The organism is Aeromonas sp. ASNIH2 (assembly GCF_002934795.1).
In the GTDB taxonomy this organism is placed as follows: Bacteria; Pseudomonadota; Gammaproteobacteria; order Enterobacterales; family Aeromonadaceae; genus Aeromonas; species Aeromonas caviae.
On record NZ_CP026406.1, the window covers coordinates 2,605,194 to 2,630,936 of the forward strand.

A 25,743-nucleotide genomic window follows, 5' to 3' on the forward strand; every position below is an offset into this window, starting at 1 on the left:
GGCGGGCAGGCACTGAGGGGGCTGGAACCTCGGGGAAAAGGCCGGGGGAACCTTGGTTCGGTTCGGAGGGGACGCTACCATGGTGGCCTCGCGCCTTGGCGCACCATCCGGCACACACAGGGAGATAAACATGGTCGAGATCATCAGGGCGGATCTGCACAACCCTCGCCACGGCGAGGCGCTGATCGCGATGCTGGACGAATACGCCAGGGACGAGATGGGGGGCGGCAGTGCACTGGCGGACGAGGTGAAGGCGAATCTGGCCGAAGCCCTGGCCGCGCGACCCGGTGCCCATGTGCTGCTGGCCTGGGTCGATGGGGAGCCCGCTGGCGTTGCCACCTGCTTCGAGGGTTTTTCGACCTTCGCCTGTCAGCCGCTGCTCAATATCCACGACCTGGCGGTGCACCCGGATCATCGCGGCCAGGGCATCGGCAAGCAGCTGTTGGCGGAGGCGGAGCGGCTCGCCCGGGAGCTCGGTTGCTGCAAGCTGACCCTGGAAGTGCTGGAGGGGAACAAGGTGGCTCAGGCTGCCTATCGCGCCAGCGGCTTTGCGGGTTATGAGCTCGATCCCGAGGTGGGCCGGGCCATGTTCTGGCATAAGAAGCTGGGGTGAGAGAGTCGGCAACATGATCTGCCGGGCTTGCCTCTGAGACTCCTGTCCCCTGGAGTGGCACCAGATTTTTCAATGTGTTGATGGAACCGGCCCGGCCGGGTGAGTGACATGACCCTTTATGCTTCGGATCAGCGAGTGACCCGAATGAACTCCGTACAGATGCGCACGATGAAGCATTGTCCGGAGCCGGTGGAGGCCCAGACCTCCCATCCATTCATCGTGCAGTGACGACCGGATCTCGCTACCTCGCGGGAGCCGTGACCTTGCCGCACGACTGAACCAAGGCCATAGACGTTGCCTCGTCTATGACCTTTTTTGTTGCCCCGCAGCCAGGCTGCGGGTGCGAGACAGAGCAGAGGCCCGCCCGGGTCTCTGCTTTTTTTATGGTCTGTCATGACCGACGGGTATGCTTGGCAAGGGCCGGGTCGTCGGCCAGAGAGGCTGACCATCTTCCAGAGGAAACAGTGCAATGTCACAAAATATCTATGACGAACCAGGGTTTTTTGAGGGCTATGCCCAACTGCCACGCTCCCTTCACGGGCTGGCGGGGGCGCCGGAGTGGCCGGCGCTGCACGCCATGCTGCCGGATCTTGCCGGCAAGCGGGTGCTGGATCTGGGCTGCGGCTATGGCTGGTTCTGCCGGGCAGCCAGAGATCTCGGGGCTGCCGATGTGGTCGGTATCGATCTCTCCGCGAAGATGCTGGCCCGTGCCGCCGAGCTGACCCGGGATGAGGCCATCCGCTATCGGCAGGGGGATCTGGACGGTCTTGCGCTGTCCGATGAGCCTTTCGATCTCATCTACAGTTCCCTGGCGCTGCACTACCTGCCCGAGGTGGCGCCGCTGTTTGCGGAGATCCACCGTGCGCTGGTGGCTGGCGGCAGCCTGGTGTTCTCGGTGGAGCACCCCATCTTCACCTGTCCGCAGCCGCAAGGCTGGCTGGTGGATGCAGAGGGACGCCGCTCCTGGCCCGTCAACGGCTACCAGGCCGAGGGCAAGCGTATCAGCAACTGGCTGGCGGACGGGGTGATCAAGTATCACCGCACCTTGGGCACCTACCTCAATGCCCTTGTCGCCGCCGGGTTCCAGATCCGCCGCGTGGAGGAGTGGGGGCCGACGGTGGCGCAGATTGCGGCCAACCCGGCCCTGGCGGAGGAGGCGGAGCGCCCCATGCTGTTGCTGGTGTCGGCGTACAAATCCCTGGCCTGACGCAATAAAAAACGGCGCGCAGAGTGCTCTGCGCGCCGTGTCATCAGTTGGTTGCCGACTTAGAAGTCGTAGCGGGCCGCCAGCTGGAAGTCATCCTTGGTATTGAGCTTGCCGCTGTCATGGCTGTCGAGGTTGTTGATGCGGTACTCGCCGATGACGCGCAGGTTCTTGTTGAACTTGTACTGGGCACCCAGGGTGTAGTAGTCGATGGAGTCGTAGTCAGACTTGCCAGCCTGCTCCACCTTCTGCTTGTTCCACAGGGCCATCAGGCCGAAGCCGCTCTCGAAGTTGTAACCCAGCGCCCCTTCCCAGCCGGTGTGATCCTTGCCGGTGGCCAGGAAGTCGCTGCCGTCGGCATAGCTCAGGGCGGCGTAGAGGGCCTTGTTGTCGTACTTGGCGGAGAGCAGCCACAGCTTGGCATCCTCTTCACCGCTCTTGTCGCGGATGCCCACGTTGTAGGCGGTCCCCAGGGAGAGGTTGAACGGGAAGGTGTAGGCCACGGCGGCACCGTAGGCGGCATCGCTGTCCTTGCTGGAGGTCTCTTCGGTGTCACCGCCATCGAACTTGTAGCTGGTATCTACCTGGAAACCGTTGAACAGGCCGGAGTACTTCAGCACGGAGCCGGCGCGGTTGGTGGCGAAGGTGTCGGTCTTGGCGCCCAGTGCCTCGTTGCCGTAACCATCGGAGAGAGAGACATCAGTCCAGTCCGCCAGGAAGCCAGGAGCCCCCTTCTGGCGACCGAAGGTGACGGTCCCCCAGTTGGCGCCGACACCGGCGAACGCCAGACGGGTACGCAGGTTGTCGGAGTTCTCGCTGACGGTCTTCTCGCTGTCGTTGATGTACATCTGCAGTTCGTACTGGGCCAGCGCCTTGAGACCCGGGTTGATCTCGCTCTCTACCTTGGCGCCCAGACGGACAAACTGGTTGGCCCCCTGCTTGTCGCTGTATTCGTTTTTGATGTCACCGTTGGCGTCCAGCTCTTTCTTCTCGCCGAAGAACTGGCCGGCGTAGATGCGGCCGTAGAGGTCGAGCAGGGTGCTCTCGTTTTTGTACACTTCAACGGCTTGAGCCTGGAAGGCGGCGGTAAGAGCCAATGCTACTACTGTCAGCTTTTTCATCATGATCCCTTGTGTTGCAAGCTTTTGTTTTAAAAGACGGGGCCATGCTAGAAGTGACAGATGACAGTCGGGTGACCGTGCAATGAACAAACCGTGTCGGTTCCATGTCAGCGGGATGAAAACCGGGATTTATGTGGCTGGTCGCCACTTTTACGCGCAAAGGTTTGCCCTTGTGGTAGAATGCCGCCCGTTTTCGAGCTCCTAAGGTTGGATATGCGATGAGACGTGAACTGGCAATCGAATTTTCCCGAGTGACGGAAGCGGCAGCACTGGCTGGCTACAAGTGGCTCGGACGTGGTGACAAGAATATCGCCGATGGCGCGGCCGTGGCGGCCATGCGTCACATCCTCAATCAGATCCAGATCGATGGCGAGATTGTGATCGGCGAAGGGGAGATCGACGAAGCCCCCATGCTCTACATCGGCGAGAAGGTGGGCACGGGTCAGGGCGACGCCGTGGACATCGCGGTCGACCCCATCGAGGGGACCCGCATGACTGCCATGGGTCAGGCCAATGCTCTGGCCGTGCTGGCGGTGGGCGACAAGGGATCCTTCCTCAAGGCCCCCGACATGTACATGGAAAAGCTGATCGTGGGCCCCAAGGCGAGAGGCGCCATCGATCTCGATCAGGCCCTGGAGCTGAACCTCAAGGCCGTGGCCAAGGCGCTCGGCAAGCCCCTCTCCCGTCTGACCGTCATCACCCTGGCCAAGCCGCGTCATGACAAGGCGATCAAGGAGATGCAGGGCCTGGGAGTGCGGGTGTTCGCCATTCCCGACGGCGACGTGGCCGCTTCCATCCTCACCTGTCTGCCGGACAGCGAAGTGGACATGCTCTACGGCATCGGTGGCGCGCCGGAAGGGGTGATCTCCGCCGCGGTGATCCGCGCCCTGGACGGCGACATGCAGGCTCGCCTGATCCCCCGCCACCAGGTCAAGGGTGACAGCCCCGAGGTTCGCGCCCTGGGTGAACAGGAGATCGCGCGCTGCGAGGAGCTGGGCATCGACGTGAGCAAGGTGCTCAAGCTCGAAGATCTGGCCAAGAATGACAACGTCATCTTCTCGGCCACCGGCATCACCAAGGGTGATCTGCTGGAAGGGATCACCAGCGACGGCGTTATGGCGACCACCGAGACCCTGCTGATCCGCGGTAAATCGCGCACCATCCGTCGTATCAAGTCGATCCACTTCCTGGATCGCAAGGACAGCGTGGTACGCGACATCATCCTGTAAGCAGGGGGATGGCGGTGGCGGCAAGTCACGTATTCTCATGCCGTCGCATCAAGTCGATCCACTTCCTGGATCGCAAGGACAGCGTGGTACGCGACATCATCCTGTAAGCAGGAGGATGGCGGTGGCGGCAAGTCGCGAACTCTCATGCCGTCGCATCAAGTCGATCCACTTCCTGGATCGCAAGGACAGCGTGGTACGCGACATCATCCTGTGATGTGCTGACTCCCGCAGCAAAAAGCCCGGCACTGCCGCAATGCTGTTCACTTAAGCGGAGCCGCATTGCGATTTACCGGAAAACGGGTCTTTGATATCTTCACCGCCCTGGGTCTCGATGGCCTGGGGCGTTTTTCTATGAACATGACGCCTATGCAGCCCCGCAACTCCGCCAACCTCCGTGGCGTATGGGCTGGCGATAACGCGCCCGCCATCACTGCCATCTGGTTCGCGATGAACTGACAGGCAAACTTAAAGCTCACCTCATTGGGCGCTCGCTGATGGGCTACGGCGGCCTGGCTGGCCTCCCGCCTGACCAGATTGTATCCAAGCAGCAATCCCCACAGCTCCTGATAGACCAAGTTCACTTTCTTGCTTCTCAGCGTGATGGCGTTGTGCTGCATCGCGCTTTTGATATCCCGGTATCCCAGCTCGATTTCCCAGCGCTCGTGGTACAGGGTCGCCACCTGAGCTGCACTGAATCGCGCCACGGGCAGGGAGGTAAAGACCGTTTTCTCCTTGCCTGCCACCTCATAGGTCACTGCGCGAACTTGCCAGTGTGTCGGCAACGCCGGGTTTTTCTTGCTAGCCTGAGGCGAGACCGTCATTTGCAACAGACGGTCACCGTCGCCATAGCGCTCAAGTTCCGTGTATACCAGCCCCTTGCGTTCCGGGATGAGCCAGTGACGGTCGGTGTCTTCGGCCTGAATACGCAGCAACAGGTCGGCACCGAAGAAGCCTTTATCCAGCAGGGTCACTGACTTGTCCGGCAATGAGTGAATGAACTCGCTGGCCAGGGGGATTTCCCCTTTGCGGTACGGGCTGATGGCCGCGTTGGCAATGACATGCGAGCGGACATTCATGAGCGTGACCAACCGCAGCATCGGGTAGGGTGTCTGCCGGTTGGTTGAGGTGTTACCCGAGCCGAAATGTGCTCTGAGTTCAGGCATATCCTGGGTTCGGAACAGGGCCCCATCGATGGCAAAGACCTGTAAACCGTGCCAATGGTCTTCAGGATAACGTTCCCGCCCCCACACATCGGCGCACTGTTTGAACAGCCACTCGAGCGGCTGTTTGCCGAGTCGCTGACGGGCCTGAGACAGGGCACTGTCCGCGAGCAAGGCATCATTGGCCAACCCTTCTGCACAGATGTTGAGGCGCCGAGCGACCTCGGAGATGGGCTCATTGCGGAAAAAGGCCATCCCCACGACGAGCCACAAGACCATATCAGAAGGTAAGCGGCGTCGGCGGATAGTGGCCTTTTCAGACAAGGCGGCAGCGGCAGTAATCCATTCGTCGGGAATATGGTCGGCAAAAATGGCCAGCCGAGCCAGCATGTCGCCAGATGCCTCAACAACATCGTTCAGATCGTTTGCAATAGACATAAAAAATCCGGAACTAGTGATTGGTTCCGGATTGTCCTACAGCAGAAGGATCGGTCAATGGATCCTTAACTGATCAGCATTGCGGCACTGCCGGGCTTTTTGCGCTCTGCAGGGCGCCAGGGTGCCCGGGCAGGGATAAGGCTTAGGAGAAACCGGACTCCTTGCTACACTGCGGTGCCCCACAGAGGAAAAATCACATGGAATGTCGTCAGGGATGCGGTGCTTGCTGCATCGCCCCCAGCATCAGCAGTGCCATTCCCGGCATGCCGGACGGCAAGCCCGCCGGTGTGCCCTGTGTGCAGCTCGATGCGCACCTGGGGTGCAAGATCTTCGGCCAGCCGGAGCGCCCGGCGGTGTGCGGCGGCTTTCGCCCCATGGCGGACGTGTGCGGCTCCCATCGCCAGGAGGCCATCTGGCTTATCGGCGAGCTGGAGCGGCTGACCGCCTGAGCCCTTGACCCTCTCCCTCGGGGAAAGGGGGTCTGCTTGTCCTCCTCATCCCCGCCCCTTCTCCCGCAAGGGAGAAGAGAGCCACCATTCGGAACAATGGCAATAAACAATCCCAATAAAAAGAGGCCGCAATTGCGGCCTCTTCCTGTTTCGTGACGAACTGGCGTCAGACGTCGGCCAGCTGCAATGCCTGGCGGTAGTACTCGTTGGCCTTGTTGGTCAGGCGGCGCTTGTCCATCACCTGGCCGAGGGCGTGGTAGAGGGCGGCATCAGGCGCCTTCGCCACCTCCTGCTCCAGCAGGCGCTGGGCGTCGTCCAGCTGACCGGCCAGCAGGCAGACCCGGGCCAGCGCCGCCTCGGCGCCCGGCTGATCCTGGATCTTTCTGAGCAGGGTCAGCATGGGCTGGTAGTCGTCCAGTTTGAGCTTGGGCAGGCGGGCGAACAGCTCGGGGGAGGGATCCTTGCGCAGGGCATCCAGCCAGAGATCGGCGGCTTCGGCATCGGCCCCCAATCGGCGCAGGCGATCCCCGTAACTGGCCAGCAGCACGGGATCCTGGCGCTGTTTGCGGGGCAGACCCTGCCAGACCGTGCGCAGGGTGTCGAGGGAGCCGCTGGCGGCCTCCAGACGACCGCACCACGCCTGGTGCAGCAGGGTCTCTTCCTGCTGGGCGGTCAGCTTGCCCACCTTGCGCAGGGCAGGGGCGAGATCGATGAGGGCCGTCCAGTCTTCACGGGCCAGGTACACCTGACGCAGCTGATCCAGCACCATGGGGTGGCGCGGGTTGAGGGCATAGATGGACTCGAGGCGGCCGAGGGCGCTGTCGTACTGGCCCTGCTCAATCTGCAACTGGGTCTGGATCAGGGTCAGTGCCAGCTCTGCCTTGGGGTTCTCTTCCTGGGCTTTCTGCAGGTAGTGATCCCGGCGCACGTCATCGCCCCGGGCCTGGGCCACCCGGGCGGCGCTCAGGTAGTTGAGCAGCGGGGTGTCGCTGTTGTCTGCGCCCTTGATGAGAAGCTTCTCGGCCTGGTTGTAGTGCCCCTCTGCCATGGCCAGGGTGGCATTGACGGTTTGCAGGTTGGCCTTGCGGCGGCGGCGGGAGCCGAACCAGCCCTGGGTCTTGCGGCGCAGGCCGAACAGGCGGGCCAGCACCCATTCCACGATGAGCAGGGCGCCGTAGAACAGCACCGCCAGGATCACCGCGCTGGTGACCGAGGATTCCACCGTGTAGTTGCCCAGCGAGATGAGCACATAACCCTTGTTGCCGGAGGCTTCGGGACCGAAGATGAGGCCCGCCACCATCACGGCGACTATGACGATCAGACGAATCATGGTCTCCTCCTCAGTTGCCGGCCAGGATGCGTTGCAGGCGTTCGGTCAGCACCTGTTCCAGCATGGTCTGGGTCTTGAACTGATCCGGGTAGTCAAACTGGATCTGCTCGCCTTTGAGCTTGTCGAGCTCGGACTGCATGTACTGGGTGGCGCTGTTGTCGGCATCGAAATACTGGGTCAGCCAGCGCTGGGCCTTCTCCAGGCTGTCGACATAGAGGGACTGCTGTTCACGATAGACGGCGAGCTGGGCCTGCAGCAGCTTGGTCTTGAGGTTCTCCCGCAGGAAGATCTCCTGCTGCGGGGAGAGCAGGGCTTCCACGGCGCCATCGCGGCGACGGATGGTGATGAAGTTTTCGGTGAACTTGACCCAGTTCTTCTTCAGGTTGCTCTGCCACTCGTCCGGGTTGGTGCTGACGGTCTGGTCGGGCTCGCTCTTGGCTTCCGGCATGCTGACGGTGGAGAGGGGCAGCAGCTCGATCTGGTCCGAGAGGGCGGCCAGCTTCAGGGTCAACCCTTCGCGATCGACTCGCGGCATCCCCTTGAGCTTGGCGATGTCTTCCGCCAGCGCCTTGCGGATGGGCATCAGGCTGGGGTCGTTGAGCGCCTTGATGCGCTCGTCGGCGTTGCCGAGCAATGTGATGGCGGAGACGATGTCGTGTTCGAGCCACAGCTTGCGGCCCGCCATGCGCACCAGGTATTCGGATTCGGCCAGCATCCAGTCGTTGGGGCGCTTGTCGTCCAGATCCAGCACCTTGGTCTGCAAGGCGTCCAGCGCCTCCTGCAACTGCTGCTGGCTCTTGCCGAGGGCACCGATCTGTTCGGCATCCTTGCTGCTGCCCTGATCAATCCTGGTCATGGCGCCGGCCAGTTGCTGCTTGAGGGCTACCAGTTCGGCCTGCTGGGCAACGGCGTTCTGGTGTCCGTGGACATAGAGACCGCCGGTCAGTCCCAGGGCCAGCAGAATGGCGATGCCGCCGAGCACGGCACCCGAGCCGCCCTTCTTGCCGTCGGGGGCCTTCTGGCCGGGCTGGTTGTTGTCGGCCACGGGGGCCGCGGCACTCGGCTGGACTTCTTGCTGTTCAGTCATTCCATCTTCCTCAGTTCCAGGGCGGCCACCAGAGCCTGGTTGGATGCACCTTGGGCAATCACGATACGGGTAAAACCAGCCTCCCCGGCCATCTCGGCCACCCGGGGACTGGGCACCACCAGCAGGCGGTCATAAAGCCAGGGGTGCTGCGGGCCGGGCACCAGCGCCAGCAGCCGCTGCAGCAGTTCACCGCTGGTGACGAGCAGGCTGTCGAGGCCGGCTCCTTGCCAGCGGCGGGTCAATGCATCCCCGTCAAGGTCGGGGTAGTGGCGCTCGTAGGTGGCACAATAGTGCACCAGTGCGCCGCGTGAGGCCAGCGTCCGGGCGATGAGATCCCGCCCGTCGTTGCCGCGCAGGATCAGCACCCGCTTGCCGCTCACTCCCTGCAGGGCCGGCAGGGCCAGCAGGCCTTCGCTGCGGGGATCGTCCGGGCGCAGCGCCTGGATACCCGCCTCGGCGAAGGCATCCGCGCTTGCCTGACCGACCGCAAAGTAATCAATATGTGGCCAGGTCAGACCAGTTTGCAACAGAAAATGATGTGCAAAATGAACGGCATGCATGCTGACGGCGATGACGATGTCCGCTGCAGGCAGCCATTCGGGCAGGCGGGCGAGTTCGCTGCCCGGACGGGTTTCCAGCAGCGGGCAGCAGAGCGGAGCGTGACCGTGCTGACGCAGCAGGGCTGTCAGCTCGGCGGCCTGGGCGGCCGGACGCACCACCAGGGGGACCATCAGGCCGCGCCCCGGCAGGGTGGCCATGATCCGATCCTGACCGGACTCATGCCCGGTAGACCTCGGCCAGTATGGTGTCTGCCCCGTCGGCCAGCAGACGCCGGGCCAGCGCTTCTCCCAGGGCCTCGCCGTCGGCCAGGGGGCCGCGGATCTCGTCGCGGATGACGCGGGCACCGTCCGGGCTACCCACCAGGCCCCGCAGCCAGACCTCGTTCCCCTGCACCAGGGCATAGGCACCGATAGGTACCTGGCAGCCCCCCTGCAGGGCGCGGTTCATGGCCCGTTCGGTGAGTACCCGGATGCGGGTCTCGGCGTGCTCCAGCGGCGCCAGCAGGGCGTGCAGCTCAACATCGTCCAGGCGGCACTCGATGCCGACCGCCCCCTGGCCGTTGGCGGGCAGGCTCTGCTCCGGCTCGATGAAGGCGGTGATGCGATGGGCCATCTCCAGCCGTTTCAGACCGGCGGCGGCCAGGATGATGGCGTCGTAGTCACCGGCATCCAGCTTGGCGAGGCGGGTGTTGACGTTGCCGCGCAGGTCGCGGATCACGAGATCCGGGCGAGCCGCGCGCAACTGGCACTGACGGCGCAGGCTGGAGGTGCCGACCACGGCCCCCTGCGGCAGCTCGTCAATGGCGGTGAAGCGGTTGGAGACGAAGGCATCGCGCGGGTCTTCCCGCTCGCAGATGGTGTGCAGGCCGAGTCCCTCGGGAAACTCCACCGGCACGTCTTTCATGGAGTGAACGGCGATGTCGGCCCGCCCTTCGAGCATGGCAGTCTCCAGCTCCTTGACGAACAACCCCTTGCCACCGACCTTGGCGAGCGGGGTATCGAGGATCTTGTCACCCTGGGTGCTCATGGGCACCAGTTCGACCTGCAGATCGGGGTGGAGCGCCTCCAGCCGATCTTTCACAAAGTTGGCCTGCCACAGGGCCAGTGGGCTCTTGCGAGTGGCAATTCTCAGGGTTCGGGCTGCCATATCAATCAGTTGTTTCATCTTTAGAGAGGAAAACGATCTTACCACCCTTTGCAGGGGCTTTCATGGCGCAGCCCGCAAAAGCGGGGCCAAGCTCAAAAACGGCAGTTGAAAAGAATTTTCATTACGCCAAAAATTGATTTTAAGACACTGAAAATACAGTGTTTTATTGCTTTCCATTGATACCGTTAAGGCAGTGCTCAGAAATAATCCGGTGATTGTGTGCGGGCTTGTTTACCACCGCTGTTTGCATTGTTAACATGATCACACTTTTTTGACGTCTCCCCGTTTTGGTGCGTCATTTCTCTTCCCCCATAGGTAGGGCATTGCTGGTAAAACTCGACACGCTGGTGGCGCGCTACGACGAGCTGAATCGTCTCAAGACGCAACGAGCGCTGGATCTCATGAGCCGGTACGGGCAGCAGGTTTTCCAACTGCTGCCTGTCATGCTGCACTTCAATCATCCCCTGCTGCCCGGTTATGTGGCAGGGGACGTGCCTCATGGTATCTGGAGTTTCGTGGCAAACGACGCCCAGCAGGCCTTCATCCAGGATCTCTGCCAGAACGCGAACTGCCAGGGGGGGCTCAGCACCCACGACAAGTCCATCCAGGGCCTCTACTCCATGGGGAGCACCTCCTCTATCGGGCAGTGCTGCCACTCGGATCTCGATATCTGGGTCTGCCACGTGGCCGGCCTGTCGAGCGAACGCCTCGCCCTGCTGGAGCAGAAGTGCCATCACCTCTCCCTGTGGGCCGAGCAGCGGGGGGTCGATCTCAACTTCTTCCTTATCCCCGAAGACAAGTTCCGCCAGCGCAACGATGCCCAGATGCAGGGGGAGAGCTGCGGCAGCGCCCAGCACCTGCTGCTGCTCGACGAGTTCTACCGCAGCGCCATGCACATCGCCGGCAAGCGGCTGCTCTGGTATCTGGTGCCTGCCGAATATGACGATCACTACGACGACTACGTCAACGGCCTGTTTGCCCACGGCAAGTTGAGCCAGGATGACTGGCTCGATCTGGGGGGCTTTGATCGCATTCCTGCCGAGGAGTATTTCGGCTCCGCCCTGTGGCAGCTCTACAAGGGAATCGACTCCCCCTACAAGGCGGTGCTCAAGTCGGTGCTGATGGAGGCCTACTCCCACGAGTATCCCAACACCCGGCTGCTGTCGGTGACCAGTCGCGACTGGTTCCAGCACAACGAGGGGATGCACTACCGCCTCGACAACTACTGCCTGATGCTGGACAAGGTGACCAACTACCTCAAGTCCATCGGCGACATGCAGCGCCTCGATCTGGTGCGTCGCTGCTTCTATCTGAAGGTGTGCGACGGGCTGAGCCATCCCAAGGAAGATCACTCCCCGGACTGGCGCCGGGAGCAGATGGCCCAGCTGGTGGCCTACTGGGGCTGGAGTCCGGAGCGCCTTTACCACCTTGATCACCGCCAGGAGTGGAAGGTCGAGGACGTCAAGGTGGCCTACGCCGAGTTGCTGGAGGCTCTGATGCAGAGCTACCGCAACCTCATCCAGTTCGCCCGGCGCAACAACATCAGCGAGTCCATCAACCCGGAAGACATCGGCATCCTGTCGCGCAAGCTCTATGCCGCATTCGAGAGCCTGCCGGGCAAGGTGCAGCGCATCAACCTCAAGATTGCGCCGGATCTCGGCGAGCCGGATCTCAGCCTGGTACAGGTACCCCACGGCCGCCTGAATCGCGCCGGCTGGTATCTCTACAAGCATTCCCTCGAACCCGCCGACATCATCGGCCGGGCGCCGCTCGAATATAACGGCTACATCAGCAAGCTGGTGGCCTGGGCCTATTTCAACGGCCTGCTGACGCCCCAGTCCCGGGTGCACCTGTTTAACCAGGGCTCGGATCTGCACATCGACAACCTGCATCAGTTCTGTCGCGATCTCTCCGGCACCTTCCCGGTCAAGTATCCCCGTGCGACCAACCTGGCCCTGAGCCGGCCGTGCGAGATCCGCCAGCTCTCTATCTTCCTGAACCTGGAGACGGACCCGTCCAGCCACTGGGTGGGGCAGGTGATCGAGTTCGATGCCAACGCCGCCGATGTCTTCTCGTTCGGTCGCAACCAGGAGTGTCTGGTGGGATCCGTGGATCTCGTCTATCGCAACTCCTGGAGCGAGATCCGCACCCTGCACTTCGAGGGAGAGGAAGCCGTGGTGGACGCCCTCACCACCATCCTCGGCAAGATGCACCAGGACGCCGCGGCCCCCGAGATGATCGAGGTGTTCTGCTACAGCCAGCACTTCCGCTCCCTGGTGCGCACCCGCTTCCAGCAGCTTGTGGCTGAATGCATCGAGTTGCGCCTGGCCCGGGACAAGCAGCAGCTGGTCAAGACGCTGGCGCTCGGCAAGGAGAAGTACGGCATCTTCTTCGAGCGGCGCGGGGTGTCGGTCAAAAAGCTGGAAAACGCCATCGATTTCTACCGCCACATCTCCCACAACAAGCTGGATCACCTGCCGCTGCGCCTCGACAAGACTCACAGCCAGCACCTGCCCGGCATCGTCGACGCCTACGCCAGCGAAGGGCTGGTGCAGTTCTTCTTCGATACCCGGGATGCAGGCACCAACATCTATATCCTGGACGAGGCGAACCGGGTAGAGATCTACCAGCACTTCTCCGGCAACAAGGACGAACTGGTACAGGGGGTGAACCGGTTCTACACCTCGGGTCACGAGCGATTCAGCAATGCGGGTCAGTTCAGCAACTTCAACCTGCCCCAGTACTATGAAATCGTGCAGGTGGGTGACAAACTCGATGTGATCCCCTACCGCAGCCAGAGCCCGCAGCGGGACAACCCAGGAGCGGCGCGGGAAGTAGGATGATACGCTGATAACCGCACCGGCAAGATGGCAAACGGCCTGCATGATGCAGGCCGTTGTCCTATCCGTGGTGCGGGAATCTGGTGTGGAGGGGGCCGCGGCCAGTGGGGGATGCCGTCGAGCATCGCCGTCAGGGATGAAAGCAAACGGCCTGCTGATGCAGGCCGTTGTCTTACCCGTGATCCGACAATCAGGCACCGAGGCGGGCCAGCAACCAGCTGCGAATGTCGCCCAGCTGGGGGCGGTAGATCTCGTGGCGCATGGGGTATTCGTGCCACTCGGGGCTGAGTCCCGCCGCTTCCAGCCGGTTCTTGGCGTCCCAGCCCATGGAGAGGTTCACCACGTCGTCATAGATGCCGTGCATGTAGCAGATGGGCAGGGCGCGGGCCGCCTCGCTCATCTCGCCGGGCAGGGCATCGGGTACCGCTAGATAGGTGGACATGCAGAGTAGGCCTGCCAGTGGCACCGGATGGCGCAGGGCGGTGAAGGAGGCGATGACGCCCCCCTGGGAGAAGCCGGCCAGCACGATGCGCTCGGGGGCGAAACCCTCGGCCACCAACTGTTCAATCAGCGAGGCGATACGGGCCGCTGACTCCCTGACATGGGACTCCACGGCGCGATCCGCCGGATCCTCGAAGCTCTTGATGTCGTACCAGCCGCGCATCCGGTAGCCCATGTTGATGGTGATGGGACGCTCGGGAGCATCCGGCAGCAGATGGCGGACGGGCAGGTCGGCGGGCAGGGCCAGTGCCTCCACCAGGGGGGCGAGGCCGGCGCCGGAGTCCCCCAGCCCGTGCAGCCAGATCACCGCATGGCGGGCACCTTCGGGATGCAGATCCGTCATGAGAAGACCACGGGCTCGCCGGCCTGGGTGGTGCAGGCCCAGGTCAGCAGGGCCTTGAGCTCGTCGCCGAAGCGGTTGTCGATCCAGCTGTCACCGCGCAGCTCGAAGTGGAAGCCGTTCTCCCGGGTGGCGACCCAGATCTGGTGCAGGGGCTCCTGCTTGTTGATGATGACCTTGGTCTTGTTCTCGAAGCTCAGGGTCAGCACCCCGCCGGCGCGTTCGCAGTCGATATCCGGATACCCCTCGTCGATGGTGTCTTCCACATACTGGAAAAAGGCGTCGGTCAGGGCGTGATACTCGTGATCCTTCATCGGTTTATCCTGTTGCTTTTAACAATGTGAGTGCGATTATAGAGGGCCAAAAATTTTTTCGCAGCGAACCATTATGATTACCCAGTTCACCAAGTGCCTGTTTGCCGCGTCGCTGTCGCTCGGGTTGGCCGCCTGTGGCCTGACGGGGCCGCTCTATATGCCGCCGGCCGAACAGCCCGCACCTGCAGAGCAGACACAGCCCAAGACAGAGAGTACACCGCAAGCCGCCTCGCCTGCGACCGCTACACCGGCCTCAGAGGCCGCGCCGCAATAATTTAGGAAGGAACCGCCCCCTTGGATCACTTTAACTACGACGCCGACGGCCAGCTTCAGGCCGAACACACCTCGCTGCAACAACTTGCCGAGCAGTACGGCACCCCGCTGTACGTCTACTCCCGCGCCACCCTGGAACGCCACTGGTACGCCTTCGACAAGGCGGCGGGCGACATCCCCCATCTGATCTGCTACGCGGTCAAGGCCAACTCCAACCTGGCGCTGCTCAACCTGCTGGCCCGCCTGGGGTCGGGTTTTGACATCGTCTCCGGCGGCGAGCTGTCGCGGGTGCTGGCGGCGGGCGGCGATCCGGCCAAGGTGGTCTTCTCCGGCGTCGCCAAGAGCGAGGCCGAGATGCGCCTCGCACTGGATAAAGAGATCCTCTGCTTCAACCTGGAGTCGGAAGCCGAACTGGAGCGTCTGAACCGGGTGGCGGGCAGCATGGGCAAGAAGGCCCGGGTGTCGGTGCGGGTCAACCCCGACATCGACGCCGGTACTCATCCCTATATCTCCACCGGCCTCAAGCAGAACAAGTTCGGCATTCCCATCGAGCTGGCGCCCGCCATCTACCGCAAGGCGGCGGCCATGGCCAACATCGAGATCGTCGGGGTGGATTGCCATATCGGCTCGCAACTCACTGAATTGAATCCCTTCATGGAGGCGGCTGACAAGCTGCTGCGGCTGATCGACGGCCTAGCGGCGGAAGGCATCCATATCCACCACCTGGACGTGGGCGGGGGGCTGGGGGTCAACTATGGCGCCGAACAGCCACCCCATCCCAGCGAATATGCCGAGGCGCTCAAGCAGAAGCTGGCGGGCCGGGATCTGACCCTGCTGTTCGAACCGGGCCGTGCCATCGTCGCCAATGCCGGCGTGCTGCTGACCCGGGTCGAGTACCTCAAGCCGGGCGAGAGCCGCAACTTCGCCCTGATCGACGCCGGCATGAACGATCTGCTGCGCCCCTCGCTCTACGGCGCCTGGATGAACATCATCGAGGTGGACAGCCGCGCGAGCCACGAGCAGGCGGTTTACGACGTGGTCGGCCCGGTCTGCGAGACCGGCGACTTCCTCGGCAAGGAGCGCACCCTGGCGATCGCCGAGGGCTCCTTGCTGGCGGTGCGTTCCGCCGGTGCCTACGGCTTTACCATGTCCTCCAACTACAACACCCGTCCGCGCGCCGCCGAAGTGCTGGTGGACGGAGCGCAGTCGTTCCTCATCAGAGAGCGCGAGCAGTTGGCGGATCTCTGGCGCGGTGAGCACTTGCTGCCCTGATGGTTGATGGATTTCTCTAAGCGTTCCTCCGGGTGAGAGCGTGAACAAGGGTACAGGAACGCACGATGTTGATAGATTTTTCCAAGATGCACGGCCTCGGGAACGACTTCATGGTGGTGGATGGCGTCACCCAGAAGGTGTTTTTCAGCAATGACGTCATCAAGAAGCTGGCGGATCGCCACTTCGGCATCGGCTTCGACCAGCTGCTGCTGGTGGAGCCGCCCTATGATCCCGAGCTCGACTTTCACTACCGCATCTTCAATGCCGATGGCAGCGAGGTGGAGCAGTGCGGCAACGGTGCCCGCTGTTTCGCCCGCTTCGTCCGTCTCAAGGGGCTGATCAACCGGGATCGCATCGCGGTGAGCACGGCGCGCGGCCGCATCACTCTGCAGCTGGAGGGGGAGAACCAGGTCACGGTCAACATGGGAGTGCCCCAGTTCGAGCCGGGCAAGATCCCCTTTCGGGCCCAGAAGGCGGAAAAAACCTACCTGCTGCGGGCCCAGGAGCATACTGTGATGTGCGGGGCCGTCTCCATGGGCAATCCCCACTGCGTCATCGAGGTGCCCTCGGTGGCCGATGCGCCGGTGGAGACTCTGGGTCCCATCATGGAGCGCCATGAACGCTTTCCCGAGCGGGTCAACGTCGGTTTCATGGAGACGGTCAACGCCAGCGAGATCAAGCTGCGGGTGTTCGAGCGCGGGGTGGGCGAGACCCTCGCCTGCGGCACCGGCGCCTGCGCCGCCGTGGTGATCGGCATCAGCCAGGGCAAGCTCAAGGAGCGGGTCACCGTCACCCTGCCGGGGGGCAAGCTGACCATCGCCTGGAAGGGGCCGGGTCAGCCGGTCTACATGACCGGGCCGGCCGAGCACGTGTTTGACGGCCAGATAGAGTTATAGGCACGGGCGGGGAGCCCCCGCACTGCCCAGCACTAATGTCGGGGCCTTGTGCCCCTTTTTCGGATGGACCAACCAAGTTATGAGCGAACTCAAACGGCAGGAACCACTGGTGGATGAAGCCACAGTGCTGGAGTACCTGGCCCGTTATCCCGAGTTTTTCCAGCGCCACGCGGCCATGCTGGACCGGATCCGCATTCCCCATGAACAAAAGGGCGCCATCTCCCTGGTGGAGCGCCAGCTGGACCGCCAGCGCGAGCGCATCGAGCAGCTGGAGCAGGAGATCACCGAGCTGATGGGGATCGCCAGCGAGAACGAGCGGATCTTCCGGGTCTATGCCGATCTCTACGGCGAGCTATACGGCTGTCGGAGCCTGTTCGAGGTGAGCGCCGTGATGGGCAAGGCGTTCGTGCAGCGGCTGCGACTCACCGGCCTGCGGCTCTGGCTCAGCCCGAAAAAATTCCAGCTGAGCGGCCCCGAGCAGAAGTTCATGGCGGAGGGCAAACAGCTCGAGCAACTGCTGGGTCAGCGCCTGCCCGGGCAGGATTATTACTTCGGCCGGCTCAACCAGAGCGAGAAGCAGGCGCTGTTCGGTCACGACGTGCTGGTCAACTCGGTGGCCCTGATGCGGCTTGGCGATCTCGGCGTGCTGGCCTTCGCCAGCGCGGATCCGAGTCATTTCACTCCCCACAACGACACCCTGCTGCTGGGTCAGCTCGGCCGCCTGCTGCAGCTGCGCCTGCCCGAGCTGGCCCGTGGCTAAGGCGCCGGCCAGCCCCTCCACCAAGGCGGCGCCTGCCGCCGAGCCCCTGCCGGCCGCGCTGGCGGGGGAGCTCGCGGCCTTTATCGAATACCTGCGGGTCGAGCGCCAGCTCAGCCCCCACACCCGCCACAACTACCAAGCCCATCTGGAAGCCATGACCGCCGAGCTGGTGAAGCTCGGGGTCGATGACTGGGCCCGGCTCGAGGCGAGCCAGGTGCGCAGCCTGGTGACCCGGATGCACAAGGCCGGGCTCGCGCCCCGCTCGCTCGCCACCAAGGTCTCCGCCCTGCGCAGCTTCTGTGACTGGCAGGTGCGCCAGGGGCGGCTGGTCGCCAATCCGGCCCGGGGCATCGTCACCCCCAAGCAGGGGCGGCCGCTGCCCAAGAATCTGGACGTGGACGAGATGTATCAGCTGCTCAACATCACCGACGAGCAGGATCCGCTGGCGGTGCGGGATCGCGCCATCATGGAGCTGATGTACTCTTCCGGCCTGCGCCTCGCCGAGCTGGTGGGGCTCAATCTGGCGGACGTGAAGCTCGACGAGCGCCAGCTCAGGGTGACCGGCAAGGGCTCGCGGGAGCGGGTGCTGCCGGTGGGGCGGATGGCGGTGGAGTGGCTGCAAAAATGGCTCAAGCTGCGCCCGCTGCTGGCCGGCGACGAGCAGGAGGCGCTGTTCGTCTCCAAACGCCGGCAGCGCCTGTCGGCCCGTTCTGTGCAGGAGCGGCTCGACGGCTGGGGCAACAAGCAGGCGCTCAACGCCCATGTCCATCCCCACAAGCTGCGCCACAGCTTCGCCACCCACATGCTGGAGTCCTCCGGCGATCTGCGGGCGGTGCAGGAGCTGCTGGGGCACGCCGATCTCTCTACCACCCAGATCTACACCCACCTCGACTTCCAGCACCTGGCCAAGGTGTATGACAGCGCCCACCCGCGGGCGAAGCGGGATCCGGAAACGCCGGAGGATGAGTGATGTGGTGTGCGATCTGCGGGGATGACAATCTCCACGTCGCCCCGGTCAGGCGGGAGCTCGCAACGCCAGAGGATGAGGAGTAAAGAGGAACAGCCATGCAGTTTTACCGTCGCTGGCAGCCGGTGGCCGCCATCTCGTTCGATCTGGACGACACCCTCTATGACAACGGCCCCGCCATCGCGCGGGCGGAACAGTGGATGCTGGACCACCTGCGCAGCGAATACCTGGCTACCGCCATGCTGGACAAGCCGCGCTGGCTCGCGCTCAAGCGCCAGTTGCTGCTGGACCACCCGGCGCTGAGCCACGACGTCAGCCTGACGCGCCAGCGTGGCATTCGCGAGGCCCTGGTGCAGGGGGGCATGGAGCCCAGGCTGGCGGAGCAGCAGGCCCGGGCGGTGTTCACCGGCTTCATGGCCGAGCGCTCGAAGATAGAGGTGAGCGAGGCGACTCACGCCCTGCTGGCTCGTCTGGCGGCGCGCTACCCGCTGGCGGTGATCACCAACGGCAACCTGGATCTGGAGCAGGCGGGTCTGGCTGGCTACTTCACCCTGGTCTGCAAGGCGGGAGCGGGAGCCAGAATGAAACCGGCGCCCGACATGTTCGTGCAGGTGCAAGAGGCCCTGGGGCTGACCCCCGGCCGCATCCTTCATGTGGGGGATCACCCGGTGACCGACGTGCTGGGTGCCAGGCTGCACGGCTTTCGGGCCGCCTGGCTCAACGAGAGCGGTCAGTCCTGGCAGTCGCTGTCGCTGCTGCCGGATGTGGAGCTGGGGCAGTTGCAGGATCTGGCCACCCTGCTGCTCTGAGCTGGGGATGAGGGACAGATTCCGTGATCTATATCTGGCAATAACAACAAGGGAGCAAGGGGGTGAAGGGAATGAAGGGTGTCATCTGGCTGGCGATCCCCGTGATGCTGGCGGGATGCGATCTGGTGCAAGACCGTTACCGGATGGAGTTCAGGGACGGATCCTGGCGGGAGATCGCCATCTCCCCGTTTTCCGACGAGGCGCGCTGGCGCGAGGGGTGTGCCACCGGCGAGATCCAGGTGGACATGACCCTGCCCCTGAAACGGGGCAAGGTGGTGAATGGCCGGGAGCAACTGCTCATCGGCGGCGAGCTGTTCGAGCTGGAGGATGCCCGTCTCTATCGCGGTAACGGCATGGTGCTCGGGCAGGCCCCGGACCATATCCAGCGGGGCCTCAAGGGGCTGGATGTCTGCCGAACCCTGCGTCCTGATCGCGGGGCTCTGCCCAAGCTCAAGGGCAAGGGATTTGGCGACTAGCCCGTCTGCTGCCTGAACGGGCAGGAGGCGTCGCCGAAGGCCGTGGGCAGCTTGATGGCGTGGGGGGTTCACAGGCCCGTCACGTCGGATGCCTCTGGGTAGCCCCCGATGTACGAGGCCCTGCCCAGGCTCAAGGGCAAGGGGTCGGCGACTAGCCGACCTGCTGCCTGAACCGGCGACAGGCGTCGCCAAAGGCGGTGAAGAGCTTGATGGAGTGGGGGTTCTCGCTGGCCTTCCACTCCGGGTGCCACTGCACCGCCAGCAGGAAGGGGGAGAGGGCGGGAGCGTGGATCGCCTCGATCAGCCCGTCTTCGGCATGGGCCAGGGGGGCCAGCCCCTTGGCCAGCGTCTTGATCCCCTGCCCGTGGAGGGAGTTGACCGGAATCGACGGCTGCCCCATCAGCTCGGCCAGCCAGGTACCGGGCACCAGCTCGACCTGATGGCTCTCGCCATACTGCTCGTCCACCGGGTCATCCGCATCCTCCCGATGATCGTCATAACCCGGCTCGCAATAGACCTTCTGGTGAATGTCGCCTCCCAGGGCCACGTTGATCTCCTGCATGCCGCGGCAGATCCCGAGGATCGGCAGGCCACGGTCGAGGGCGGCGCGCACCAGGGGAATATCGAACAGATCCCTGTCCCTGTCCTGGGGCTTCTCCGGGGTGAGGTTCTCCTGGCCATAGAGGGCAGGATCGATGTTGGATCCGGCACCGCTCAGATAGACCCCGTCGGCGAGGTCCAGATACTGCTCCAGATCCTCGGTGCCACAGCAGGTGGGCACCAGCAGCGGCACGCAGCCGCTGATCTCCACCAGAGGCTTGATGTATTTGTGGGTCATGACCTGGTAGGCGTGGCCACTGCGGGCCTGGGCCCCCATGGTCATCAGCACGACGGGTTTGTTATGGGAACTGAGGTTGGGCATAGGTCACCTTGGCTATCCTTGGCGGTCTCATCCTGCGCCTTGGGAAGGCCCTTGCCGCCTCGGCTCGCAAGGGCATGCCTCAAGGCATGGTCGTGGGATCAGGGTCGCGCCAGCGTGCCAGAATCGTCGGTCAGCCTTGGCAACGACAGCCTGGATCCTGCCTCCAGTCTGCCAAGGCCGTTCAATATGTCAAACAAAATGATGCAATTATGTTAACCGTTGATGTCGAGATACGGCTGAGAGTCCCATTTAAAGGGACTTGAGGGGGAGGGGCTGGTCCGGTGAGAGATTTGATGGTGGATATATTAAACATCTGGCCGGGTGGCCGGATAGCAGAAGGGGCCCACAGGGCCCCTTGTCGACTCAGGCGTTCAGGATGAAACGTTCGATCACCTGGGCGACCCCGTCTTCATCGTTGCGCCCCGTGGTGTGCTGTGCCAGCGCCTTGATCTCGTCGGTGGCGTTGCCCATGGCGACCCCGAGTCCGGCGTAGGCGATCATGTGGTGATCGTTGCCCGCATCTCCCACCGCGATCACCTGGGAGGCATCCAGCCCCAGGTGCTCGGCCAGGGCGGCGACGCCGGTGCCCTTATTGCTGCGCTTGTTCATGAACTCGAGGAAATAGGGTGCGCTGCGCACCACGGTATAGCGCTCGTGGAGTTCGGCGGGCAGCTGGGCGATGGCACGGGAGAGCAGGGGCTCTGGGTCAATCATCATCACCTTCATGATCTGCTCGTCGTCGGGCAGGGTGGCGAAGTCCACCAGGTTGATGGGTTGACCGATGAGGCGGGATTCGTGCTCGGTGTAGGGGCTGATCCTGGGGCTGATGAGCCCCTGGCGGACGGAGAAGCCGTGGATGTTCACCCCCAGCTCACAGGCCAGGTGGGCGATGGCACGGGCATCGCTGCCGGTCAGCAACTGGCTGCGGATGATGCGTTGCTCGGACACCTGCTGCACCAGGGCGCCGTTGTAGCAGATGACGTAGTCATCCTGGCCGGTGAGGCCCAGCTCGGTCAGGGCGGCGGTCATGCCTTCCAGCGGGCGGCCGGAGGCCAGCACCACGGTCACGCCCCTGGCGCGGGCTGCCGCGATGGCGGCCTGGGTGCGGGGGGAGATTCGGCCCTCTGGGGTCAGCAGGGTGCCATCCATATCCAATGCGATCAGCTTGTACATCTTCTCACTACCTGAGTCTGGCCGGCCCGCCCGATGGGGCCATGGGGAGGCCGAGTGTAGCGAAAATCGCCGCCGGGATCACGCCGCCTGCCGACGCGGGGGCACGTTGCCCCTCAGCGCTGGCCCTGGTAGGGGGTCAGTTGCAGCTGATCTTCCCGGATGGCGAAGTGGATGGGGCCGTGCTCGATGTCGACCCTGTTGTGGTGATGGGCCATCTCCACCTCGACGCCGGGGAAGAGGCGCTGGGTGGCGATGATGTCCATGTTGGCCATGAGCGCCTGCAGCTCCCGCTGCGCCTCGGCGAGCTGCTCGTCCAGGCTCTTGCTCTCGTCGAACTGGCGGGTGCGCAGCGCCTTGATCTTCTGCAGGGTCTCGGGATTGCGCTTGTCACGGGGCAGTTGCAGCAGCCGCAGGATGAGATCCTGCAGCTTGTCTATCTGCTCGGAGCAGGTCTGTTTGCGCTGGCGCAGCGCCAGCTCCTGCTCCTTCTGGCTGAAATAGCCACCGAGGATCTGCAACCGGGTCCGGTTGGCCGCCGAGGCTCCGAGCACCGGTGCCATGATGAGCCGGTTGGCGATGTTGATGCCGCCGATGAGGTGCCCCTTGCGCATGGCGCTGTCCCCCACCTTGAGATCCTGGCCGCTGCGGCAATAGCAGTGACTGAGCTGGCTCAGGATATGGATGTCGCCATCGGCCTCCAGCCTGGCGTACTGGGCATAGCTGGCGTGGATCTCCCCCCCGGCGTTGAGGTGGCAGAGGTATTCGTCGTCCGCCAGCTTGCGCCCTATGATGCCGTTGCGCACCGTGATGGTGCCGCCGGATTCGATGTAGCCGCCCTCGACGAAGCCGCCGATCACCACGTCCCCGCTGGTCTTGACGCGCATGCCGGGCATGACGTCCCCGGTGACCAGCAGGGATCCCTCGAACTCGACGTGGCCGTGGCGGATGTCGACCTGCTTGACGTTGAGCACCTCGTCGACCCGCATCCCGGCACGCTCCTGACAGGGGAGCCCCGGGCGGGTCGCCAGCAGCAGGTCCGGATCCTCGGGGGAGAGGCAGGTGCCGTCACCCGGCGTCATGGGGCTCTCCTTGCCGTGGCGGGCGGTCAGGGTCTGGCCCGTCACGGTGAAGCCGTCGATGCCCTGGGTGGCGGGGTGCCTGCGCATCAGCAACGCCCCCGCCTTGACGGTGAGCAGGGTGCCGAGGTCGCGCATGTCCACCTTGCCGTGATCCCGCTCCTGGGGTTTGAGGATCCGCTCGGCTGCGGTCTCCACCAGCCGCTCCAGGCGGGTATCCAGGCCGTGCCTGGCGGCCTTGCCGAGGGCGATGACGGGATTGAGCTGGGCACCGGGTGCCGCCTCACCCGCTGCCTGGATGGCGGCGGCAAGCAGCCGCTCGCTCACCCCCTGCTTGACCGTGCTGGCCGCCAGGGCCTCCTGCAACCGGGCCAGGGTCAGGGGCTGACCACCCCAGTCCGCGGTGATCTGCGCCCTGGCGCTCATCTGGTCCTTGTCCACCTGGATGAGCAGCCTGGCATCCTGGCGCCGGGCAATGGGGACTGGCGGATGCGCGGGGGCATCCGGCTCTGCAATGAGGGCGTTGAGCAGGGTGACGGCTTCACGGATCCCCTCGCCGAGGGGTTCGTAGCGCCGACAGTTGGAGAGTCGCAGCAGGGCGAGGACGTCGCTTTCCTGGATGGGCTCGGTGAGGCCCGGGGTGATGCGCAGGCAGACATAGCTCATGTCGGCCGACAGCTGAAACCATGCTTTGCTTAACACCGGGCCCTCCTTTGTTGTCCCTGTCCGGTTTGCCCCATGCCGGGGCCTCTCCTTGCCGGCATCCAATGCCGCCGGGGCGGATCCAACGCGCAGTATTCGGGTATTTTTCCTTCCGGGTCAACGATCTGAATGCAAATGGGTGAGCCGGGTTGAGGAAATTTCGGCTGACGGGAGAGGGGCGGAGCCGGCTATGCCATGGGCTCCATTGCGTTTTTTTAGCGCAATATGCTGATGTTTTATGCTTTCGCTATCCAGAGTGTCCATCACGTTGAGGGAGGCGATGCAAATCACCTTGCCAGGCAGGAAGAGAAGGATTTTAATCTGCCGCCGCCCCAGGGCGAGGACCCTGGTCGCCATCGATCAGCCCCTTTTTCTGTCCAACCGAACGAGCCCCATGACCGCCCAAGGCCACCTGCTGTTTTCCGTCACCTGCGTCCTGCTTGCCCACAAGGTCGAACTGACTCCGGCCCTGGCCGATGCCAGCCTGTGGCACATCGTCCCCATGGCCCTGGCGAGCGCCCTGCTGCCGGATCTCGATCACCCCCGTTCCCTGCTCGGGCGGCAACTGCCCTGGATCTCGGGGCCGCTCTCCCGGCTGTTCGGCCATCGCGGCTTCACCCACAGCCTGCTGGCGGTGGGGATGGGGGTCTGGGGGCTGGCCCAGGTGGAAGCCCCCTAGTTGCTGTCGGGGGCGGTGAAGGATGCCCTCATCGTGGGCTATCTCAGCCATCTGCTGGGGGACTGGCTCACCCCCATGGGCATTCCCCTGCTCTGGCCCTGGCGTCGGCGCTTTCGCCTGCCCGGCCTGCCCCTCAAGAGCGGCGGGGGTTACGAGAGGGCCTTCTGCCTGCTGACCCTGGCGCTCGCCGGGTACTGGGTCCATGGCGGTGCAGGCTTGGCTCACTTCTAGCCCCGGGTGCTCTCCTGGCACCTGGCCGTTCGGGTCAGGGTGAGGTAGTCGGCGAGCACCGGCAGCCCCAGCAGGTGGCGGCGCAGCATGTCGAGGGCGGCGAAGGCGAGGATCCGGCGACCGCTCGCGGGATCCGGGTGGCTGACCCTGAGCGTCTGGCCGTGCAGTTGCCCGTCGGCGCAGAGCAGCAGCGGCACGCCGTCCGGCCCGGCACGGCCTATGGTGAGGCTCAGGGGGGCGGCGGGCACCGCCAGTTGAGTCAGATCGTCGCTCAGGGTGTGGCTGAAGCCGGCGGTCAGGGCCGGGTGCCCGTGACACATGGCCAGCAGGGCGCCCCGGCTCTCCCCTTCCTGCAGGTGCAGCGACCGCTCCCCCAGCAGGGCCAGGATCTGGCTGGCAGGTGCCTCGTTGCCACGCCCCACCAGCCAGGGGGCGATGGCCGCAAGCAGCCTCGCCTCGGCGGCATCCATGTCGGCGGTGCTGGCACCGTGGCCGATGAGCTTGAGCTCGATGAGAGGCATGGAGGAGCGGTAGCCCAGCTCGATGCCGGCAGGCCAGGGGGCCGCATCCAGCATGTCGCTGAGGGCGGACTCCGAGACGCCGAAGGTGTAGAAACGGCGCAGCTCGGTGTCCGTCTCTTCCCCGGCCAGCACCTTGAGGCGGGGCATGATCTGTTCGCGCACCATCTGCTTGAACTCGAACGGCACGCCCGGGGTGAAGAAGAGCCGGCTCTGGCCGTGGCTGGCCGGGTGGCAGACCACAAAGCCGCAGGCGGTGCCCACCGGGTTGTCGAGGATCTCGCAGTCCCGGGGCAGCCAGGCCTGCTTGGTGTTGCTCCGGGCCATGGTGCGGCCCCGGCTGGCATAGCGTTCGGCCATGGTGGCGAGCCAGTCCGGGAACAGGGTCAGGGGCTGGTCAAACGCCTCGGCCGCGGCCTGGGCGGTGAGGTCGTCCGCCGTGGGGCCGAGCCCCCCGCACACCAGTACCACCTCGGCGCGGTTGGCGCTCTCCTGCAGCACGGCTGTCAGATCCGCGAGGTTGTCCCCCACGGTGGCGCGGCGGCGCACCTGCCAGCCCTGCTCCAGCAAGAGGGCGCTGAGCCAGGCGGCATTGGTGTCCACCACCAGGCCGGTCACTATCTCGTCGCCTGTGCTGATGATCTCGATGCGCATGG

24 protein-coding genes and 1 pseudogene are annotated in these 25,743 nt (G+C 64.0%); 13 read left to right on the forward strand and 12 right to left on the reverse strand.

All coding sequences use genetic code 11. The annotated features are described in order from the left end of the window. Positions 1-130: 130 nt before the first annotated feature. Together C3F36_RS12285 and C3F36_RS12290 are read left to right on the forward strand one after the other, a co-directional pair. On the forward strand, positions 131-613 hold the full coding sequence (locus C3F36_RS12285; protein ID WP_104455147.1) for a GNAT family N-acetyltransferase: 483 nt from the start codon (positions 131-133) through the stop codon (positions 611-613). Positions 614-1,082: 469 nt separating this feature from the next. Beyond that, a complete protein-coding gene (locus C3F36_RS12290; RefSeq protein WP_104455148.1) occupies positions 1,083-1,820 on the forward strand; it encodes a class I SAM-dependent methyltransferase in 738 nt (245 codons plus the stop codon). A gap of 59 nt (positions 1,821-1,879) precedes the next feature. On the opposite strand, the gene C3F36_RS12295 is transcribed toward C3F36_RS12290, so the two are convergent. Beyond that, positions 1,880-2,938, reverse strand: a complete 1,059-nt coding sequence (locus C3F36_RS12295; RefSeq protein ID WP_029313567.1) for a porin — start codon at positions 2,936-2,938, stop codon at positions 1,880-1,882. Between the two features lie 218 nt (positions 2,939-3,156). Here C3F36_RS12295 and glpX point away from each other — a divergent pair, with 218 nt between their 5' ends. Beyond that, complete coding sequence (gene glpX, locus C3F36_RS12300) at positions 3,157-4,167, forward strand: class II fructose-bisphosphatase (protein ID WP_039040467.1); 1,011 nt, start codon at positions 3,157-3,159, stop codon at positions 4,165-4,167. A gap of 260 nt (positions 4,168-4,427) precedes the next feature. Here the strand turns inward: glpX and C3F36_RS12305 are convergent, their stop codons facing one another. Further along, positions 4,428-5,765 (reverse strand): IS4-like element ISAeme15 family transposase, encoded by a 1,338-nt coding sequence (locus tag C3F36_RS12305; protein WP_104454934.1) that lies wholly within the window; start codon positions 5,763-5,765, stop codon positions 4,428-4,430. A gap of 197 nt (positions 5,766-5,962) precedes the next feature. Here C3F36_RS12305 and C3F36_RS12310 point away from each other — a divergent pair, with 197 nt between their 5' ends. Continuing rightward, the gene (locus tag C3F36_RS12310) at positions 5,963-6,214 is read left to right on the forward strand and encodes a YkgJ family cysteine cluster protein (protein ID WP_010675884.1); all 252 of its coding nucleotides are present in this window, start codon (positions 5,963-5,965) and stop codon (positions 6,212-6,214) included. 166 nt (positions 6,215-6,380) lie between these two features. Here C3F36_RS12310 and C3F36_RS12315 read toward each other — a convergent pair whose 3' ends face one another. From C3F36_RS12315 to hemC, 4 genes are read right to left on the reverse strand one after another with little or no spacing between them, the layout of a single operon-like run. Continuing rightward, complete coding sequence (locus C3F36_RS12315) at positions 6,381-7,544, reverse strand: heme biosynthesis HemY N-terminal domain-containing protein (RefSeq protein ID WP_104455149.1); 1,164 nt, start codon at positions 7,542-7,544, stop codon at positions 6,381-6,383. 10 nt (positions 7,545-7,554) lie between these two features. After that, positions 7,555-8,631, reverse strand: coding sequence for a uroporphyrinogen-III C-methyltransferase (locus C3F36_RS12320; protein WP_104455150.1), 1,077 nt, complete (start codon positions 8,629-8,631; stop codon positions 7,555-7,557). Next, on the reverse strand, positions 8,628-9,362 hold the full coding sequence (locus C3F36_RS12325; protein WP_104456044.1) for a uroporphyrinogen-III synthase: 735 nt from the start codon (positions 9,360-9,362) through the stop codon (positions 8,628-8,630). The genes C3F36_RS12320 and C3F36_RS12325 overlap by 4 nt, the downstream gene beginning before the upstream one ends. A 46-nt stretch (positions 9,363-9,408) precedes the next feature. Then, the gene (hemC, locus tag C3F36_RS12330) at positions 9,409-10,338 is read right to left on the reverse strand and encodes a hydroxymethylbilane synthase (RefSeq protein WP_152552589.1); all 930 of its coding nucleotides are present in this window, start codon (positions 10,336-10,338) and stop codon (positions 9,409-9,411) included. Positions 10,339-10,661: 323 nt separating this feature from the next. Between hemC and C3F36_RS12335 the strand changes: the two genes are divergently transcribed. Further along, positions 10,662-13,181 (forward strand): class I adenylate cyclase, encoded by a 2,520-nt coding sequence (locus C3F36_RS12335; RefSeq protein ID WP_104455151.1) that lies wholly within the window; start codon positions 10,662-10,664, stop codon positions 13,179-13,181. A gap of 187 nt (positions 13,182-13,368) precedes the next feature. On the opposite strand, the gene C3F36_RS12340 is transcribed toward C3F36_RS12335, so the two are convergent. After that, positions 13,369-14,022, reverse strand: a complete 654-nt coding sequence (locus C3F36_RS12340) for an alpha/beta hydrolase (RefSeq protein ID WP_104455152.1) — start codon at positions 14,020-14,022, stop codon at positions 13,369-13,371. Next, positions 14,019-14,333: an iron donor protein CyaY gene (gene cyaY, locus C3F36_RS12345; RefSeq protein ID WP_104455153.1), complete on the reverse strand. Its 315-nt coding sequence runs from the start codon at positions 14,331-14,333 to the stop codon at positions 14,019-14,021. Before cyaY ends, C3F36_RS12340 begins: the two co-directional genes overlap by 4 nt. Before the next feature lie 73 nt (positions 14,334-14,406). Here cyaY and lptM point away from each other — a divergent pair, with 73 nt between their 5' ends. The 7 genes from lptM to C3F36_RS12380 all read left to right on the forward strand — a co-directional run bounded on the left by lptM (position 14,407) and on the right by C3F36_RS12380 (position 19,786). Continuing rightward, on the forward strand, positions 14,407-14,607 hold the full coding sequence (gene lptM, locus C3F36_RS12350; RefSeq protein ID WP_010672699.1) for an LPS translocon maturation chaperone LptM: 201 nt from the start codon (positions 14,407-14,409) through the stop codon (positions 14,605-14,607). A 20-nt stretch (positions 14,608-14,627) separates the two neighbouring features. Then, a complete protein-coding gene (lysA, locus tag C3F36_RS12355) occupies positions 14,628-15,878 on the forward strand; it encodes a diaminopimelate decarboxylase (protein WP_024942160.1) in 1,251 nt (416 codons plus the stop codon). A gap of 65 nt (positions 15,879-15,943) precedes the next feature. Continuing rightward, positions 15,944-16,774 carry a diaminopimelate epimerase gene (gene dapF, locus C3F36_RS12360; RefSeq protein WP_104455154.1) on the forward strand — a complete coding sequence of 277 codons (831 nt, stop codon included), beginning with the start codon at positions 15,944-15,946 and terminating at the stop codon, positions 16,772-16,774. A gap of 79 nt (positions 16,775-16,853) precedes the next feature. Then, positions 16,854-17,534, forward strand: coding sequence for a DUF484 family protein (locus tag C3F36_RS12365; RefSeq protein ID WP_199769580.1), 681 nt, complete (start codon positions 16,854-16,856; stop codon positions 17,532-17,534). Next, a complete protein-coding gene (gene xerC / locus C3F36_RS12370; RefSeq protein WP_104455155.1) occupies positions 17,527-18,504 on the forward strand; it encodes a tyrosine recombinase XerC in 978 nt (325 codons plus the stop codon). Before C3F36_RS12365 ends, xerC begins: the two co-directional genes overlap by 8 nt. Positions 18,505-18,599: 95 nt before the next feature. After that, on the forward strand, positions 18,600-19,310 hold the full coding sequence (locus C3F36_RS12375; protein WP_104451972.1) for an HAD-IA family hydrolase: 711 nt from the start codon (positions 18,600-18,602) through the stop codon (positions 19,308-19,310). Positions 19,311-19,381: 71 nt separating this feature from the next. Further along, positions 19,382-19,786: a hypothetical protein gene (locus tag C3F36_RS12380; RefSeq protein WP_010672705.1), complete on the forward strand. Its 405-nt coding sequence runs from the start codon at positions 19,382-19,384 to the stop codon at positions 19,784-19,786. A 151-nt stretch (positions 19,787-19,937) separates the two neighbouring features. Here C3F36_RS12380 and C3F36_RS12385 read toward each other — a convergent pair whose 3' ends face one another. The 3 genes from C3F36_RS12385 to C3F36_RS12395 form a co-directional block, all read right to left on the reverse strand. Further along, the gene (locus tag C3F36_RS12385) at positions 19,938-20,708 is read right to left on the reverse strand and encodes a gamma-glutamyl-gamma-aminobutyrate hydrolase family protein (RefSeq protein ID WP_104455156.1); all 771 of its coding nucleotides are present in this window, start codon (positions 20,706-20,708) and stop codon (positions 19,938-19,940) included. A 363-nt stretch (positions 20,709-21,071) separates the two neighbouring features. Beyond that, complete coding sequence (gene yidA, locus C3F36_RS12390) at positions 21,072-21,881, reverse strand: sugar-phosphatase (protein ID WP_041214347.1); 810 nt, start codon at positions 21,879-21,881, stop codon at positions 21,072-21,074. A gap of 113 nt (positions 21,882-21,994) precedes the next feature. Further along, positions 21,995-23,659: a DUF342 domain-containing protein gene (locus C3F36_RS12395; protein WP_324804809.1), complete on the reverse strand. Its 1,665-nt coding sequence runs from the start codon at positions 23,657-23,659 to the stop codon at positions 21,995-21,997. A 394-nt stretch (positions 23,660-24,053) separates the two neighbouring features. Between C3F36_RS12395 and C3F36_RS12405 the strand changes: the two are divergent. After that, a pseudogene (locus tag C3F36_RS12405) lies at positions 24,054-24,569 on the forward strand (metal-dependent hydrolase). Here C3F36_RS12405 and C3F36_RS12410 read toward each other — a convergent pair. Further along, positions 24,566-25,741, reverse strand: coding sequence for a competence/damage-inducible protein A (locus tag C3F36_RS12410; protein ID WP_104455158.1), 1,176 nt, complete (start codon positions 25,739-25,741; stop codon positions 24,566-24,568). The pseudogene C3F36_RS12405 and the gene C3F36_RS12410 sit on opposite strands and share 4 nt — an antisense overlap. Between the last annotated feature and the right edge of the window lie 2 nt (positions 25,742-25,743).

Excerpts from the sequence above, each read along its gene's own strand:
- C3F36_RS12385 (WP_104455156.1), bottom strand. The coding sequence starts at position 20,708 with ATGCCCAACCTCAGTTCCCATAACAAACCCGTCGTGCTGATGACCATG.
- C3F36_RS12290 (WP_104455148.1), top strand. The coding sequence starts at position 1,083 with ATGTCACAAAATATCTATGACGAACCAGGGTTTTTTGAGGGCTATGCC.
- yidA (WP_041214347.1), bottom strand. The coding sequence starts at position 21,881 with ATGTACAAGCTGATCGCATTGGATATGGATGGCACCCTGCTGACCCCA.
- dapF (WP_104455154.1), top strand. The coding sequence starts at position 15,944 with ATGTTGATAGATTTTTCCAAGATGCACGGCCTCGGGAACGACTTCATG.
- C3F36_RS12320 (WP_104455150.1), bottom strand. The coding sequence starts at position 8,631 with ATGACTGAACAGCAAGAAGTCCAGCCGAGTGCCGCGGCCCCCGTGGCC.
- C3F36_RS12305 (WP_104454934.1), bottom strand. The coding sequence starts at position 5,765 with ATGTCTATTGCAAACGATCTGAACGATGTTGTTGAGGCATCTGGCGAC.
- glpX (WP_039040467.1), top strand. The coding sequence starts at position 3,157 with ATGAGACGTGAACTGGCAATCGAATTTTCCCGAGTGACGGAAGCGGCA.
- hemC (WP_152552589.1), bottom strand. The coding sequence starts at position 10,338 with ATGGCAGCCCGAACCCTGAGAATTGCCACTCGCAAGAGCCCACTGGCC.
- C3F36_RS12340 (WP_104455152.1), bottom strand. The coding sequence starts at position 14,022 with ATGACGGATCTGCATCCCGAAGGTGCCCGCCATGCGGTGATCTGGCTG.
- C3F36_RS12375 (WP_104451972.1), top strand. The coding sequence starts at position 18,600 with ATGCAGTTTTACCGTCGCTGGCAGCCGGTGGCCGCCATCTCGTTCGAT.
- C3F36_RS12310 (WP_010675884.1), top strand. The coding sequence starts at position 5,963 with ATGGAATGTCGTCAGGGATGCGGTGCTTGCTGCATCGCCCCCAGCATC.
- lptM (WP_010672699.1), top strand. The coding sequence starts at position 14,407 with ATGATTACCCAGTTCACCAAGTGCCTGTTTGCCGCGTCGCTGTCGCTC.
- C3F36_RS12325 (WP_104456044.1), bottom strand. The coding sequence starts at position 9,362 with ATGGTCCCCCTGGTGGTGCGTCCGGCCGCCCAGGCCGCCGAGCTGACA.
- cyaY (WP_104455153.1), bottom strand. The coding sequence starts at position 14,333 with ATGAAGGATCACGAGTATCACGCCCTGACCGACGCCTTTTTCCAGTAT.
- C3F36_RS12380 (WP_010672705.1), top strand. The coding sequence starts at position 19,382 with ATGAAGGGTGTCATCTGGCTGGCGATCCCCGTGATGCTGGCGGGATGC.
- C3F36_RS12285 (WP_104455147.1), top strand. The coding sequence starts at position 131 with ATGGTCGAGATCATCAGGGCGGATCTGCACAACCCTCGCCACGGCGAG.
- C3F36_RS12365 (WP_199769580.1), top strand. The coding sequence starts at position 16,854 with ATGAGCGAACTCAAACGGCAGGAACCACTGGTGGATGAAGCCACAGTG.
- C3F36_RS12315 (WP_104455149.1), bottom strand. The coding sequence starts at position 7,544 with ATGATTCGTCTGATCGTCATAGTCGCCGTGATGGTGGCGGGCCTCATC.
- C3F36_RS12410 (WP_104455158.1), bottom strand. The coding sequence starts at position 25,741 with ATGCGCATCGAGATCATCAGCACAGGCGACGAGATAGTGACCGGCCTG.
- C3F36_RS12295 (WP_029313567.1), bottom strand. The coding sequence starts at position 2,938 with ATGAAAAAGCTGACAGTAGTAGCATTGGCTCTTACCGCCGCCTTCCAG.